Here is a 15,327-nt window from a genome sequence, read left to right as displayed (position 1 = left end):
CATGCCGCATTCGTCCAATGCGCCGCGCCGCACGCTGCTCCTGACCGGAGCAAGCCGCGGTATCGGCCACGCCACCGTGATCCGCTTTTCCTCGGCGGGGTGGCGCGTCATCACCTGCTCGCGACATCCGTTCCCGGAGGATTGTCCGTGGGATGCCGGCCCTGAGGATCACATCCAGGTCGATCTCAGCAGTCCCGCGGACACGACCCGCGCGATCTCCGATATCCGCGACCGGCTCGAAGGCGGCATGCTGCATGCGCTGGTCAACAACGCCGCGATCTCGCCGAAGGGCCCCGGCGGCTCCCGGCTCGGCTCGGTCGACACCGATCTCGATACCTGGACGCATGTCTTCCACGTCAACTTCTTCGCGCCGATCATGATCGCGCGCGGACTGATTGAGGAATTGAAGGCGGCCAAGGGATCGGTCGTGAACGTCACCTCGATCGCCGGCTCGCGCGTGCATCCGTTCGCGGGCGCCGCCTACGCCACCTCGAAGGCCGCGCTCGCCTCGCTGACGCGTGAGATGGCCTCCGACTTCGGCCGCGTCGGCGTGCGCGTCAACGCCATCGCACCGGGCGAGATCGACACCTCGATCCTGTCGCCTGGCACCGAGAAGATCGTCGAGCAGCAGATCCCGATGCACCGCCTCGGCACCCCCGACGAGGTCGCCAAGATCATCTACGTGCTGTGCACGGACACCAGCTCCTACGTCAACGGCGCGGAGATCCACATCAACGGCGGCCAGCACGTATAGGTTCTTCTCGTCATTGCGAGCACAGCAAAGCAATCCGGAATCTTTCCGCGGAAAGACTCCGGATTGCTTCGTCGCCTTGCAGGCATGCCTTCGCGTTCTCGCGGCTGAATTCGCCCGAGATTTGCTTCGTCGCTCCACCCTCAAGCCAAGAGGGCGCAGGGAAGGCCGGGTGCTGGCACGCACCCGCGGTCCGCTGCGCTAGAGCACACGCAGGAAGAACCGCACAGCAGCATACAGGTGTGGCCGAACACTCGACCTTCCCTGCGCGATGGTCGGACGGCTTATGCCGCGCTCTCCCGGGAGCCGAACTTTCCTCTGGCCTCCCTCGCCGTTCGAATTGACGATGCCGTCCACCCGGTTGGGCTCGCGCGCATCTTCGAACAGGCTTGACCGTAGCAACGACGGCCAGGACCACACGGTTTTGCCGTACGCGCATTCGCTGGTCACCACGTTATCTCCCGGCCTTGTCGACGTTGCCGAAAGAACGTGGCGAGACGAACTGAACAGCGCCGTCGTCTGCACGCGGCCACGGGCTCACAGGGACTACCCGCCCTGCCCGCACTTCTCATGCCGACGCTGCCGCGTCCACCGCAAGCCCGGCTCGCGATCAAGACGACCTCGAGATCGCCCCTCCTGGTGAGCCGGGATGGGCGACACATACGCGAAAACCGAATTTCGGTAAAGTGGAATATTTTTGCGCGAGCTGATTGACAGCAGCCGACACAGGCTCCGTTTCGGCTGAATGAGCGTTTCAGTCGGCCTCTAGCGCACCTGCCCATCAGGCGTCACAGCTGACAGACCTGACAGATGACGAAGGAAGGAAGCAAGGCGATCCAGACAACGCCGCCGCAAGACCTGGATCGCCCTTACCTTCCGTTCCTCAATCGATTCGAATCCGACGTGACCTGTCGCGCGGCCGCGGAGCGGCCGAGCTGAATGCGGTCGAGCAGTCGTCGTCATTCTCACCGTCGAGCAGCGGAGCACCACAGTGCCGGCACATGCGCACCGACATCGACGACGCCTTGCCGATCGTCATCGCCTGACGATAGTTCGCCAGATCGATGACGTTGCGGGGCGACGTTATGTGTTTCTCAACCATGGTTGTTCCTCGCGGCTACGCACTGCTTATCGCAGACAAGTTTCGCGCAAACGTTCAGCCCACCGCTCAAATTTTACCGGAGGAATTGCGGCACGGTGCAACCATCACCGCGACGCCTCAATCTCGATCTATTCTGCGACACGATGAGCCGTGTCTCTGCGTCCGGCGTAAGGTCTCGGTCACTATTTTCCGAGAGCGCGACGCGTTCAGAGCCACTTCTTGAACTTGAAGATCCAGTACGGGACGATCGCCGCGATCAGCATCATCACCAGCGCCATCGGATAGCCGTGCACCCATTCGAGTTCCGGCATCACCTTGAAGTTCATGCCGTAGATCGATGCGATCAGCGTCGGCGGCATCAGGACAACTGCCATGACCGAGAACAGCTTGATGATGTTGTTCTGCTCGAGATTGACGACGCCGAGCATGGCGTCGAGCACGAAGGTGATCTTGTTGGAGAGATAGGAGGCGTGGTCGGTCAGTGATGCCACGTCACGCTGCATGGTCTTGAGCTGCTCGCGCATGTCCTTTGACCATTTCACGCCCTCCACCACCGCGGACAGGAACGTCACGACGCGGCCGATCGAGACCAGGCTCTCGCGAACCTTCGAGGTCAAATCGCCCTTGCGGCCGATCGAGATCAGTATCTGGGAATATCTCTTGGCCTGCCCGTGGCGCTCGCTCTCGGGCTCGAAGATGTCGTGGCTGACCTGGTCGATCTCGGCGCCGCATCGCTCCAGGATGTCGGCGCAGCGGTCGATGACGGCGTCCAGCAGCTCCATCAGCACGGCCTCGCCGGTGATGGACGGCGCGCAGGAGCGGGCGAACTTGGCCTCGACCAGGGCAAACGGCTTGGGCTGGTCGTAGCGCACCGTGACCAGGCGATGATCGGCGAGGATGAAGGTCACCGCCGTGGTCCTGGGCATGTCGGTATCGGAGTGGCACATCAGCGTCGCGGTCATGTAGCGCGCGCCATTCTCGATATAGAGGCGGCTGGAGATCTCGATCTCCTGCATGTCCTCCCGGGTCGGAATGGCGACACCCGCGAGCCGCTCTACCGCCTTGTCCTCGGCCCCGGTTGGATTGACGAGATCGATCCAGACCGCGCTTTCGGGCAACGCGGCGAGATTCTCAACGACAACCTTCTTCAACGCGGACTCGGAGGGAACAAACACCGAAAACATGCACGACTCCGAAGATCTGCGACAGAATGACAGCCCTTAGCGCGATTCTGGCCAGTTCACGATGACAACTGCATTAAGGAAGCGTTTGCATTTGTGGCGGTGCCATGGCCCAACTGTGGCACGGAATCGACAGTCCGGCGTTCCCCGCCCCAAAACCTCCACGCGGCCGCAAAATTTGCGGCAGAAAAGCCACAGGTAGGCTCTCGCAGCGCGGGAAAAGGGCTTCAGTGCTGGAATTGTGGCAGATTTCAACGATAATGGGATTAAACGGAGTCGAGGAACTTGGGCGTTAAGCTCAGGCGTTCCGCACGGTATTGTTTTGATTGGAACCAAACCATGTCGTCGCTGAAAGTTAAATTTGCGATTTTGGCCGCTGGCCTGATGCTGTCGGGCTGTATGCAGGCCACGCGTTACGAGGCGACCGACACCAAGGCCTTCAAGCCGAAGGACAAGGAACTGCTCGCCAAGGTCCGGTACGAAAACACCGCGGTTGCCGAGCCGTTCCGCCGCGCCATCGTCGAATACCACCGCAAGGAAACGCCGGGCTCGATCGTGGTCGATTCCGACAACCATTATCTCTACTACGTGCTGGATGGCGGCAAGGCGATCCGCTACGGCATCACCGTCGGCGAAGAAGCCATGGCTTGGTCGGGCATTGCCAAGGTGGGCAGCAAGACCGAATGGCCGGCCTGGCATCCGACCCCCGGCGAGATCTCGCGCCTGGGCGTGCCGACCTATGTCGCGCCGGGTCCGGACAATCCGATGGGCTCCCGCGCGATGTACCTCTATTCGGGCGGCAAGGACACGCTGTTCCGCATTCACGGCACCAACCAGCCGGAATATATCGGCGCCTCGATCTCCTCGGGCTGCATCCGCCTGACCAACGAGGATGCGATCGATCTCTATGATCGCGTCAAGGTCGGTACCCTCGTCGTGGTGCTCGAGCCCAAGCATGGCGACTCGCCCTACAATTCCCGGCTTGCGCTCGGCAGCAGCCAGACCGGCCAAGCGGGCAGCTACTGATCGCCCCCTGATCTCCTGACATCAAAAGCGCCGGTTTCACCGGCGCTTTTTTGTTGCCGGCTTGTGCGGCCGGGACTTGCTGCCCTCGGCCGCCGGCTTGTCCGCAGGCGCGGGAGCCTTCTCGGCCGCCTCGTCGTCGGCTCCGTCCTTGACGTTCTCCTTGACCTCGGGCTTGGCGGCGACCTCGCGTGGCGGCGCCTCCTCGGGACGCTCCGCCGGCAGCAGCGGGGCGACCTGGGGCAATGGATCCCAGACATTCCATTGGCAGATCCGGTAGTCGTTGCGCCGCTGCGCCAAATCGAGATGGATGTGGTCCTCGTGGTACCAGTCCGAGCCCGGACCGAGCACGGTGGAAAACCGCGTGCAGACCGAGTGCAGCACGCGCTCGCGCACGTCGCGGGACATGGTGCGGTCGGTGAGGCCGATCGACTGCCCGTTGGCCAGCTTGATGGCGCGGACGTCGATGGCGTTGGCCTTGCCGTGCTCCGACAGCATCGCGCCGGCAACGCGGTTGCGGCCGCGGCACTCGAAGCTGTCGAAATTGTCGAGTTCGCCAATGGTCGTGCCGAGGCTGGTGGCCAGCGGCACCATGTCCTTGCGCAGCCAATCGGCGAGCGCGGAGGCCATGGTGCAGCGAAGAATCGCCGCCGGCTTGACCGCCACCTTGCGCTTGTCCGGCAGCACGACGGCCTCCAGCCGCACCAGATCCTCGCCGCCGCAGGCGCCGGGGCCGCGGATATCCGGAATGGAGGGCGCGATCGCGATCTCCTCGGTCAGCGCGAGACGGCAGGCCGAGACCGGTTTTGGGGGTGGCGTCGCGGCCTCGGCAGGCTTGTCGGTGCCGGGCTTGTCCGCAGAAGGCTTGTTATCCGCAGCGGGCTTGCCCTCGGCATCTGGCGGAGCCCCATCCGAGGCCTTGGGCGCCTCCTCGGGGCGCGGTCTCGGAAGCGGGATCTTGGCGGCATGGACCGCCGGGCGCGGCCGGGGTGCGGCGATACCGAAGATATCCAGCGGGGATGTCGATTTTCGTGCCTCCGCCCTCTCGGTGAGCACCAGTGACAATCCCAGCGCAGCGGTAACCATTGCCGCGCCAGCGGACATATAGCCGCGACAAGACCATTTGCGGCGAAAGTCCGGCAGGCTAAAACTCATGGCAATCTTTGGCCCAACGCTGAGAGCGATAACGCGCCCAGCGACTTCTCGGAGGAACGTCGGAATGCTTGGTTTGATGCAAGATTGGCCCCTGCTCTGCCACCGGATCATCGAACACGCCGCCAAAATTCATGGCAAGCAGGAGGTTGTCACACGCTCGGTCGAGGGACCGATCCATCGCACCACTTACGGCGAGATCCACAAGCGCGCGCTGAAGGTCTCGCAGATGCTGGAGCGCGACGGCATCAAGCTCGGCGACCGTGTCGCAACGATCGCCTGGAACACCTGGCGCCATCTCGAGGTGTGGTACGGCATCATGGGAATCGGCGCCATCTGCCATACCGTCAATCCCCGCCTTTTCCCCGAGCAGATTGCCTGGATCATCAACCATGCGCAGGACCGCATCGTGATGACCGACATCACCTTCGTTCCGATCCTGGAGAAGATCGCCGACAAGCTGCCGAGCGTGGAGCGCTACGTGGTGCTCACGGACAAGGCGCACATGCCGCAGACCACGCTGAAGAACGTGATCGCCTACGAGGACTGGATTGCGCAGGCGGACGGCAAATTCAAATGGAAGGACTTTGACGAGAACACGGCAGCCGCGATGTGTTACACCTCCGGCACGACCGGCGACCCCAAGGGTGTGCTGTATTCGCATCGCTCCAACGTGCTGCACGCGCTGATGGCCAACAATGTCGACGCCCTCGGCACGAGCGCGTCCGAGACAATGCTGCCGGTGGTTCCGCTGTTCCATGCCAACAGCTGGGGCATCGCCTTCTCGGCCCCTTCGCAGGGCACCAAGCTGGTCATGCCCGGCGCCAAGCTCGACGGCGCCTCGGTCTATGAGCTGCTCTCGACCGAGAAGGTGACGCACACCGCCGGCGTTCCGACGGTGTGGCTGATGCTGCTCCAGCACATGACCGCCAATAATCTCAAGCTGCCGGACCTGAAGATGGTGATCTGCGGCGGCTCGGCGATGCCGCGCTCGATGATCAAGGCCTTCCTCGACATGGGCTCGAACGTGCGTCACGCCTGGGGCATGACCGAGATGAGCCCGATCGGCAGCGTCGCGGCGCTGAAGCCGCCGTTCCAGAACGCCACCGGCGATGCACGGCTCGACGTGCTGCAGATGCAGGGCTATGCGCCCTTCGCGGTCGAGATGAAGATCACCGACGATGCCGGCAAGGAGCTGCCCTGGGACGGCAAGACCTTCGGCCGCCTCAAGGTCTCCGGCCCCGCCGTCGCCAAGGCCTATTACCGCGTCGATAGCAACATTCTCGACGAGGACGGCTTCTTCGACACCGGCGACGTCTCGACCATCGACGAGGACGGCTACATGCGGATCACCGACCGCTCCAAGGACGTGATCAAGTCCGGCGGCGAATGGATCTCCTCGATCGACCTCGAAAACCTCGCGGTCGGTCACCCCGCCGTGGCGGAAGCCGCCGTGATCGGCGTGTTCCACCCCAAATGGGACGAGCGGCCGCTTCTGATCGTGCAGCTCAAGCAGGGCCAGCAGGCCACGCGCGAGGAGATCCTGAAATACATGGACGGCAAGATCGCCAAATGGTGGATGCCCGACGACGTCGCCTTCGTCGAAGGTATTCCGCACACCGCCACCGGCAAGATCCTGAAGACGGCGCTACGCGACCAGTTCAAGGATTATCGCTTCCCGAACGCGGCGGCGTAAGGCCATCGTTCGAATGTCAATCCGGGGCGATGCGAAGCATCGAACCCGGAATGACGGTTCGTCCGGGCCGTAACAGTCCGGTCTCCCTTGAATTTGCCCCCGCGCCGTGGTCTCAACGGCGCATCGTCGCGCCGCACTGGCCGGCATCGCCAACCCCGGCAGAGCTCACTCGATGGCCCGCAGGTTTTCCGCTCCCTATCAGTCGGAGCCCGTGTCCAGCCTCGCGAGCTGGGCACGCAATCTGGCCGTGTTCGCGGTGGTGGCGGTGGTGGTGTCGGTCATCATCGTCCGCTTCGACTTCCTGGAGCCGAAGCCGGCGCTGGCGACCTTCTTCGGCGGACTCGCGATCGCGGGCCTCTCGATCCTGTTCGGGCTCTTAGGCTTTGCCGCGATCTGGCAGAACGGCTCGCGCGGCATGGCGCGCATCCTGCTCGCGTTCCTGATCGACGGAGCGATCCTCGCCTATCCCGCCTATCTGGCCTTGCAATATCGCAAGCTGCCGGCGATCTACGACATCACCACCGACCCGATCGACCCGCCGCGTTTCGAGGCCTTAGCGCGCCTGCGCACCGGCGAGGGTACCAACACCGCGGTCTATGCCGGCCTCTATTCGGCGGAGCAGCAGCGCCACTTCTATCCCGACATCGAGCCCGTCGAGCTCGAGATTTCCGTCGACCGCGCCTATGCGATCGCGCTCCAGCTCGTCAACAAGCGCAAATGGATCGTCATCGATGAGCGTGCACCCCAGCCGCCGCGCCGCATCGGCCGCATCGAGGCGGTGGCGCGGACGCCGATCATGGGTTTCCGCGAGGACATTTCGATCAGGTTCGTGGCGGACGGCGATGATTCCCGCGTCGATATCCGCTCGGCCTCGCGCAATTTCGACAGCGATCTCGGCAGCAACGCCGCGCGCGTCAAGAAATTCATCGACGATCTCAACACCGCCGCCGATGCCGACGCGCTCAAGCCGGTGAAGAAGACGCCGGTGACGCCGCCGAAGGCACCGGCAAAGACGGTGAAGAAGTAGCGAATGGGAAGTGGCGAATAGCGAGTGGACGCCACCTTATTCGCTACTCCCTATTCGCCATTCGCCCTCAAGCCATCCGATACGTTCCGCCGATCACGGGATCGCCATCCGTCGCCACTACGCCGCGGGCGACCAAATCTTCCAGATGCGCCAGCACGGAATAGCCGGCGGCCGTCGTCAGCCGGGGATCGATGCCGATATAGATTGCGCGGACCATGGTCGGGATGTCGGTCTCGCCCTTGGCGAGGCGGTGCAGGATCGAGGCCTCGCGCGCCTTGCGGTGGCGGATCAGGAAGCGCACGAAGCGCTGGCCGTCGGGAATTTCCGGGCCGTGGCCGGAGAAATAGAGGTCCTCCTCGCGCGCGGCGAGCCGGTCGAGCGAGTCCATGTAGTCGATCATCGAGCCGTCGGGCGGTGCCACGATCGAGGTGGACCACCCCATCACGTGATCGCCGACGAAGTTGAACTTTCGCTCCGGCCAGGCGAAAGCCAGATGATTGGCGGTGTGCCCCGGCGTCGCCACCGCCTCGAGCCGCCAGCCGTCGCCTTCGACGACGTCGCCATGTGCGATCCTGATGTCGGGCACGAAATCCCGATCGGAGCCGGATTCCGAATTGTGCTTCTCGCTCTCGAAACGCGGGCGCGAGGCGCGGTGCGGGCCTTCGGCATAGACCGGCGCGCCCGTCGCCTGCTTGATCCGCGCGGTGTTCGGCGAATGGTCGCGATGGGTGTGGGTGACGAAGATGTGGCTCACCGTCTCGCCGCTGATGGCATCGAGCAGCGCAGCCGCATGTGCCGCGTCGTCCGGGCCGGGATCGATGATCGCGACATTGCCCCGGCCGACGATGTAGCTGACCGTGCCGGTGAAGGTGAACGGGCTCGGATTGTTGCAGAGCACGCGGCGCACGCCGGGCCTGACTTCCTCGACGATGCCGGGCTTCAGCGGAAAATTGCGGTTGAACGGGACGTCGTCATTGTCGGACATGGCTTGCTCATACCTTGCTGACTTCGTCATGCCCGGCCTTGTGCCGGGCATCCGCGTTTCTTCGCGTGGCCCTGAGACGTGGATGGCCGGGACATCTAGCGCGAAGACGTGCTTCGCGCTTTGCCCGGCCATGACGTCAGAGTTTCCTACCTCGACTCTCGAGCTCAGAAAAACGCCTGAATGCCCGTGATCGCACGACCGAGGATCAGGGCGTGGACGTCGTGGGTGCCCTCATAGGTGTTGACCGTCTCGAGGTTATGGACGTGGCGCATCACGTGGTACTCGATCGAGATGCCGTTGCCGCCATGCATGTCGCGTGCGACGCGGGCGATGTCGAGGGCCTTGCCGCAATTGTTGCGCTTCATGATCGAGATCATCTCGGGAGCGAACTTGCCCTCGTCCATCAGGCGGCCGACGCGAAGCGAGCCCTGGAGGCCCAGCGCGATCTCGGTCTGCATGTCCGCGAGCTTCTTCTGCACCAGCTGGGTCGCGGCGAGCGGCTTGCCGAATTGCTTGCGGTCCAGGGTGTATTGCCGGGCGCGATGCATGCAGTCCTCGGCGGCGCCGAGCACGCCCCAGGAGATGCCGTAGCGGGCGCGGTTGAGGCAGCCGAACGGACCCTTCAGGCCGGAGACGTTGGGCAGCAGCGCGTCCTCGGGGACCACGACGCCGTCCATCACGACTTCGCCGGTGATGGAGGCGCGAAGCGACAGCTTGCCGCCGATCTTCGGGGCGGAGAGGCCCTTCATGCCCTTCTCCAGCACGAAGCCGCGGATCTGGTTGTCGTGCGCGGCCGACTTGGCCCAGACCACGAACACGTCGGCTATCGGCGCGTTCGAGATCCACATCTTGCTGCCGGTGAGGCGATAGCCGTCCGCGACCTTTTCGGCACGCGTCTTCATGCCGGCCGGATCGGAGCCCGCGTCCGGCTCGGTCAGGCCGAAGCAGCCGACCCACTCGCCGCTGGCGAGCTTCGGCAGGTACTTCTTGCGCTGGTTCTCGTCGCCATAGGCGTAGATCGGATACATCACCAGCGAGGACTGCACCGAGTTCATCGAGCGGTAGCCGGAATCGACCCGCTCGATCTCGCGCGCGACCAGGCCGTAAGCCACGTAGCTCGCATTGGCGCAGCCATATTCCTCAGGCAGCGTGATGCCGATCAGGCCGAGCTCGCCCATCTCGTTGAAGATCTCGCGGTCGGTCTTCTCTTCGAGATAGGCCTTGGAGACGCGCGGCAGCAGCTTGTCCTGGGCGTAGGCGCGGGCGGTGTCGCGCACCATGCGCTCGTCTTCGGTCAGTTGCTCGTCGAGCAGGAACGGATCGTCCCACTGGAATGAAGCCGCAGCCGGCTTGTCCTTGGCCTGAGGGCGCACGCTCATGAAACGTCCTTTCGTCTGGTTCCGTCAAAATTTGCCCGACAAAGTAAAGCGCCGCGGCAACAAGTGCAATTGCATCCTGGTTTCGTCATTCCGGGGCGCTTTCAGCGCCATCCCGGAACGACACGACGTGTCAGCTCTCGAGCTGCTCGTTGGCGACGATCTCGATGCCGAAGCCCGACAGGCCCTTGTAGTCGTGCACCGAGGAGGTGAGATGCCGGATCGAGGTGACGCCGAGATCGCGCAGGATCTGCGCGCCGACGCCGACCTCGCGCCACTGCCGGTTGCGGTCGGCCTCCGTTGCGGTCTCGTCCGGCAACGCCGACACCGGCACGCCGGCCGCGCCATCGCGCAAATAGACCAGCACGCCACGGCCCGATTTCTTGAAATGCTCGAGCACCGCCGCCATGCGCTTGTGGCCCGTAAAAATGTCCTTGACGATGTTCGGCTTGTGGAAGCGCGTCAGCACGTTCTTGCCGTCACCGACGCCGTTGTAGACGAACGCGACGTGGGCGATGGAATCGAACGGCGAGCGGTAGGCATAGCCCTGCAACGGTCCGATCGGGCTTTCGGTGATGAAGGTCGAGACCCGCTCGATCAGCTTCTCGCGCGCCTGGCGGTAGGCGATCATGTCCGCGATGGTGACGTGCTTGAGCTTGTGCTGGGCGGCGAAGCGGGCGACCTGCTCGCCCTTCATCACACTGCCGTCGTCGTTCATCAACTCGCTGATGACGCCGACCGGCGGCAGCCCTGAAAGCTTGCAGAGATCGACGGCGGCTTCCGTATGGCCGGAGCGCAAGAGCACGCCGCCGTCCTTGGCGATCAGCGGGAAGATGTGACCGGGCCGGGCGAAATCGTTGGCGCCGACGTTGGGATTGGCCAGCGCGCGGCAGCAGGAGGCGCGCTCCTCGGCGGAGATGCCGGTGCCGCCATCGGGCTTGTAGTCGATCGACACCGTGAACGCGGTGGTGTGCGCGGAATCGTTATGGGCCACCATCGGGTCGAGCCGCAGGCGGCGAGCGTCCTCGGTGGTCACGGGCGCGCAGACGATGCCGGAGGTGTGACGGATGATGAACGCCATCTTCTCGGCGGTGCAGAGCGAGGCGGCGACGATCAGATCGCCCTCGCCCTCGCGGTCCTCGTCGTCGGTGACGACCACGAGCTCACCCCGGGCAAAGGCTTGCAGAACTTCCTGAACGCTATCGGGCATGTCCCAATCTCTATCGGTTATGAGCGGGAGGCTTAGCCGGACTTGGGGCGGGGCGCTAGTGTCCTGGACGCAACCGCTTATTCCGGGCGGCGGACCATCCGGGGCCCGGCTTGCACCGAAGATACCAGGGATATGGGCGCAGACAGCCGGAGCGGAAGGCGGCCGGCCGCCCTCAGGGCAACACTTCGCGGCGCTCGCCGAGACGCTGATCGAGCTCGGCGCGCTTGTCGGCGAGAAGGCCTGCCTGGGCCGCCTCGATGACCGTGAACAGCTCGTGCGCATCGCTGAGCCGGGTCACGGTGACGTAGCTGGCGCCGGCCTCGTAGAGCGCGCCGACATCGGCCAGCAGGTCGGCGGTGGCGACGATCAGGGCGGTCGGATTGAGCGCGCGGACGTGGCGGACCAGTTTTTCGTTGGTGGCACCCTTCAGCAGCGAATCCGGCACGCTGAGGATGATCATCTCGGACTTGCCGATGCCGGCATGGAGCAGCGTATCGACATTGCTGATATCGCCGTAGATCACGTGCAGGCCGCGCGAAAGCAGGGTCTGGTACACATTGGGGTTGAAGTCGACCACCGTGATCTGCTCGAGCAGCACCGGCGCCTGCCGTTCAATCTCGGCCAGCAGCGCGCTCGCCGCACGGAAGAAGCCGAGGATGACGATACGGCGGGCCTCGCCGTGGCCGCCCTCGTGCCCCTCCTCGCCATGGCCGCTGCCATGGTCGAGATCCCTAAGGCCGATCCGCTTCAGGGGGCCGATCGCCCAGCGGGTGATCTCGTCGCTGCGGCTCATCGCGAAGGTCGAGAGCACCGCCAGCACCACGAAGGCGAAGGAAGCGGCGTTGGCTGTCTGCGCTGCGATATGGTGATCGTTGACGCCGGTCTGGATCACCACCAGCGAGAACTCGGAGATCTGCGCGAGATTCAGCGCCGGCAACAGGCTGGCGCGCAGGCCCTGCTTCATCAGATAGAGCGGCGTGAAGGTGGTGACGATGCGGCTCACCACCGTGAAAGCCGCGATCATCAGCGCCAGTCCGATCACGGAGAGGCCGGGGATGGGAATGGTCATGCCGAGCGCGACGAAGAACAGGGTGATGAAGAAGTCGCGGAGCGTGGTGACCTTGGCGGTGACGTCGAGCGCGTAGGGAAAGGTCGAGAGCGAGACGCCGGCGATCAGGGCGCCCATCTCGCGCGACAGCGACAGCCGTTCAGCGGTCTCGGCGACGAGAAAGCACCAGGCCAGCGCGCCGAGCAGGATCAGCTCGGGCCGCCGGGCGATCTGGTGGAACAGCCGCGGCAGCACGTAGCGGCTGACCAGGAGCGCAGCGGCGACCAGCACCGCGACGCGGCCGATCGAGAGCAGGATGACGCTGGCCTGCAGATTGGCAAGACTCGGCTGCACCGCCAGGAACAGGATGGCGAAGATGTCCTGAAGCACCAGCACGCCGAGCGTGATGCGCCCCGGCAGCGTGTCGAGCTCGCGCTTCTCGTAGAGCACCTTGACGATGATCACGGTGCTCGACAGCGCACAGGCGACGCAGAGATAGACCGCATCGAAGTGCCCGCCGCCGAGCGACAGGCCGATGCCGACGAAGAACAACACCCCGAGCAGGCAGCCGCCGAGCAGCTGGCCGCCCGCCGCGAACAGGATCACCTTTCCCGCCCGCACGATCTTCTTCAGGTCGATCTCCAGCCCGATCATGAACAGCATGAAGATCAGGCCGAGCTCGGAGATGACGCCGATCGATTCCTGCGAGTGGACCCAGCCGGTGCCGAATGGACCTATGCAGAAGCCGGCGATAAGATAGGCCAGGATCAGCGGCTGCCGGGAGAAATGGGCGAGCAGGCCCAGCATCCAGGCAAACAGAATACAGAGAGTGATGTCGCGAATGAGCTCGTGCATACCAAATTGGTCCGTTTTGCCGCACCCTAGAGGCGGGTTGCGGCGCGGCAAGCGAGCAATTCGTCACATGCGAGAAGCGTTGTTCGCAGCAATGCTGCTATGCTCTCTCGCCTTTGCCGTGCCCGCCGCCGCACAATCCAAGGTCAATATTGAACAGAACTTTGCCGATTCCCTTACCGCGATGCCGAACCAGGAACTCGCCGTCTCCGGCGGGTTCTACGTGCCCGCCTATTCCAGCGTGGCGATGAGCCAGGGCAAGCTGCGCGTCGACTTCTCGGTGACCTTGAGTGTTCACAACGCCTCCGAGACGCAAGCACTGGTAGTCAAACGCATCGCCTATTTCGACACCGCAGGCAAGCAGGTCGAGACCTACCTGAAGGGACAGGTCGCCCTGAAGCCTCTGGCGACGATCTCGATCTTCATTCCGACCGACGACGTGCGCGGCGGGACCGGGGCCAATTTCCTGGTCGACTGGGCCGCGACAGGCGAGATCGCCGAGCCCGTGGTCGAGGCGCTGATGGTTGGCGGCGTCGCCAATGCACATTACGCTTTCATCAGCCAGGGCCGTCCGACCCGGACGGCCGGCAAGAAGTAAGCGCGCCCGCCCCCCGGGGAGCGGACGGAAACAACAAGGCGCCCGGTGCAACGCCGGCTGCTCAACAAGAACAAAACGAGGAACGCCCCCATGACGTCCAGCTTCGACTTCGCCCCCCTGTTTCCGGCAGGGCTGCCGGCCCCTTCTGGTCGCTGGACGGGCCTTGCCAAATACAGCTTCGTCGGCGGCAACAACGATTCCGAACAGGTACCGCTCGACGAATTGGTCGAAGCGGCCAACACGGTGCTGCGGCGCGAGGGCCGGTCGCTCGCCACTTACGGGCTGGCGCATGGCCCGCAGGGTTACCTGCCCCTGCGCGAATTCCTTGTGACCAAGCTCAAGCGCGATGCCGGCATCACCTGCACCATCGACGATCTCCTGATCGTCTCCGGCTCACTGCAGGCGCTCGACCTCGTCAACGCGACGCTGCTGACCCGCGGCGACACCGTGATCTTCGAGCAGGACAGCTATCAGGGCTCCCTGACCCGCCTGGCGCGGCTCGGCGTCAACGTCGTCGGCGTTCCCCTCGACAAGGACGGCATGCGCATGGACCTGCTGGCCGCGACGCTAGCCGATCTGAAGAGCCGCGGCATCCGGCCCAAATACATCTACACCATTCCGACGGTGCAGAATCCGACCGGCAGCATCATGCCCGAGAGCCGCCGCGCCGAGCTGGTGCGGCTCGCGACCGAGTATGGTGTGCCAATCTTCGAGGACGATTGCTATGCCGACCTCGTCTGGTCGGGACAGCGTCCGCCGGCGATCCACGCGATGAGCGAGAGCGGCGGCGTCATCCATATCGGCTCGTTCTCCAAATCGATCGCGCCGGCACTGCGCGTCGGCTTCATCGTGGCGCCCTGGGAGGTGATGTCGCGGATGCTGGCGCTGAAGACGGATGCGGGCTCCGGCGCGCTGGAGCAGATGGTGCTGGCGACCTATTGCAAGCCGCATTTTTCGACCCACGTGCCGGCCTTGACCAAGGCGCTGCGCACCAAGCTCGACACGCTGATGGAAGCGCTGAACGAGCAGTTCGGCACAGCCGCCGAGTTCGAGGAGCCCAAGGGCGGCATCTTCCTCTGGGTCAAGCTGCCGGATCAGGTCGATACGTTGAAGCTCTATCAGGCCGCGCTCGCCGCCGGCGTTTCGATCAATCCGGGCCCGGAATGGTCGACCAACAAGAGCCATTCCAGCGCGCGGCTGCGGCTCTGCTTTGCAAGTCCCTCGCATCAGCAGATCCGCGAGGGCGTCGCCGTGCTGGCCGAGGTCTGCCGCAAGGAATTCGGCGTGCCCGCCCGCAGCGCCAATGTGGAGAAGCGGGCCTGAGGC

Annotated in this window: 13 protein-coding genes; 6 read left to right on the top strand and 7 right to left on the bottom strand. The window is 64.2% G+C overall.

Translation table 11 applies throughout. The features are described 5' to 3' along the window. Position 1: 1 nt before the first annotated feature. On the top strand, positions 2 to 754 hold the full coding sequence (locus ML401_RS09510; protein WP_211418028.1) for an SDR family NAD(P)-dependent oxidoreductase: 753 nt from the start codon (positions 2 to 4) through the stop codon (positions 752 to 754). An 880-nt stretch (positions 755 to 1,634) separates the two neighbouring features. On the opposite strand, the gene ML401_RS09505 is transcribed toward ML401_RS09510, so the two are convergent. Together ML401_RS09505 and ML401_RS09500 are read right to left on the bottom strand one after the other, a co-directional pair. Beyond that, the gene (locus tag ML401_RS09505; RefSeq protein WP_194406744.1) at positions 1,635 to 1,853 is read right to left on the bottom strand and encodes a hypothetical protein; all 219 of its coding nucleotides are present in this window, start codon (positions 1,851 to 1,853) and stop codon (positions 1,635 to 1,637) included. 206 nt (positions 1,854 to 2,059) lie between these two features. After that, positions 2,060 to 3,037 carry a magnesium transporter CorA family protein gene (locus ML401_RS09500; RefSeq protein WP_194406743.1) on the bottom strand — a complete coding sequence of 326 codons (978 nt, stop codon included), beginning with the start codon at positions 3,035 to 3,037 and terminating at the stop codon, positions 2,060 to 2,062. A gap of 336 nt (positions 3,038 to 3,373) precedes the next feature. Between ML401_RS09500 and ML401_RS09495 the strand changes: the two genes are divergently transcribed. Continuing rightward, positions 3,374 to 4,060: a L,D-transpeptidase gene (locus ML401_RS09495; protein ID WP_194406742.1), complete on the top strand. Its 687-nt coding sequence runs from the start codon at positions 3,374 to 3,376 to the stop codon at positions 4,058 to 4,060. 36 nt (positions 4,061 to 4,096) lie between these two features. Here ML401_RS09495 and ML401_RS09490 read toward each other — a convergent pair whose 3' ends face one another. Further along, positions 4,097 to 5,212 (bottom strand): extensin family protein, encoded by a 1,116-nt coding sequence (locus ML401_RS09490; protein ID WP_285811623.1) that lies wholly within the window; start codon positions 5,210 to 5,212, stop codon positions 4,097 to 4,099. Between the two features lie 64 nt (positions 5,213 to 5,276). Between ML401_RS09490 and ML401_RS09485 the strand changes: the two genes are divergently transcribed. Both ML401_RS09485 and ML401_RS09480 read left to right on the top strand, forming a co-directional pair. Continuing rightward, on the top strand, positions 5,277 to 6,905 hold the full coding sequence (locus ML401_RS09485) for a fatty-acid--CoA ligase (RefSeq protein WP_212065468.1): 1,629 nt from the start codon (positions 5,277 to 5,279) through the stop codon (positions 6,903 to 6,905). A gap of 172 nt (positions 6,906 to 7,077) precedes the next feature. Then, positions 7,078 to 7,932, top strand: a complete 855-nt coding sequence (locus ML401_RS09480; protein WP_285811621.1) for a DUF1499 domain-containing protein — start codon at positions 7,078 to 7,080, stop codon at positions 7,930 to 7,932. Between the two features lie 67 nt (positions 7,933 to 7,999). On the opposite strand, the gene ML401_RS09475 is transcribed toward ML401_RS09480, so the two are convergent. From ML401_RS09475 to ML401_RS09460, 4 genes are all read right to left on the bottom strand, one after another. Beyond that, on the bottom strand, positions 8,000 to 8,917 hold the full coding sequence (locus ML401_RS09475; RefSeq protein WP_285811619.1) for an MBL fold metallo-hydrolase: 918 nt from the start codon (positions 8,915 to 8,917) through the stop codon (positions 8,000 to 8,002). 164 nt (positions 8,918 to 9,081) lie between these two features. Further along, on the bottom strand, positions 9,082 to 10,296 hold the full coding sequence (locus ML401_RS09470; protein WP_194406737.1) for an acyl-CoA dehydrogenase: 1,215 nt from the start codon (positions 10,294 to 10,296) through the stop codon (positions 9,082 to 9,084). Positions 10,297 to 10,426: 130 nt separating this feature from the next. Further along, positions 10,427 to 11,503 (bottom strand): 3,4-dihydroxy-2-butanone-4-phosphate synthase, encoded by a 1,077-nt coding sequence (ribB, locus tag ML401_RS09465; protein WP_285811617.1) that lies wholly within the window; start codon positions 11,501 to 11,503, stop codon positions 10,427 to 10,429. Between the two features lie 172 nt (positions 11,504 to 11,675). Next, positions 11,676 to 13,406: a cation:proton antiporter gene (locus ML401_RS09460; protein ID WP_194406735.1), complete on the bottom strand. Its 1,731-nt coding sequence runs from the start codon at positions 13,404 to 13,406 to the stop codon at positions 11,676 to 11,678. 67 nt (positions 13,407 to 13,473) lie between these two features. Here ML401_RS09460 and ML401_RS09455 point away from each other — a divergent pair, with 67 nt between their 5' ends. Together ML401_RS09455 and ML401_RS09450 are read left to right on the top strand one after the other, a co-directional pair. Then, entirely contained in the window at positions 13,474 to 14,001 is a 528-nt protein-coding gene (locus ML401_RS09455; RefSeq protein ID WP_310473232.1) for a DUF3124 domain-containing protein, read from the top strand. A 90-nt stretch (positions 14,002 to 14,091) separates the two neighbouring features. Beyond that, positions 14,092 to 15,324, top strand: coding sequence for a PLP-dependent aminotransferase family protein (locus ML401_RS09450; RefSeq protein ID WP_285811614.1), 1,233 nt, complete (start codon positions 14,092 to 14,094; stop codon positions 15,322 to 15,324). The last annotated feature ends 3 nt before the right edge of the window (positions 15,325 to 15,327 follow it).

This window comes from Bradyrhizobium sp. 62B (genome assembly GCF_030272265.2).
Classification (GTDB): Bacteria; Pseudomonadota; Alphaproteobacteria; order Rhizobiales; family Xanthobacteraceae; genus Bradyrhizobium.
The sequence above is the reverse complement of the archived record's forward strand: the minus strand, read 5'-3'. Positions and strand labels throughout refer to the sequence as shown.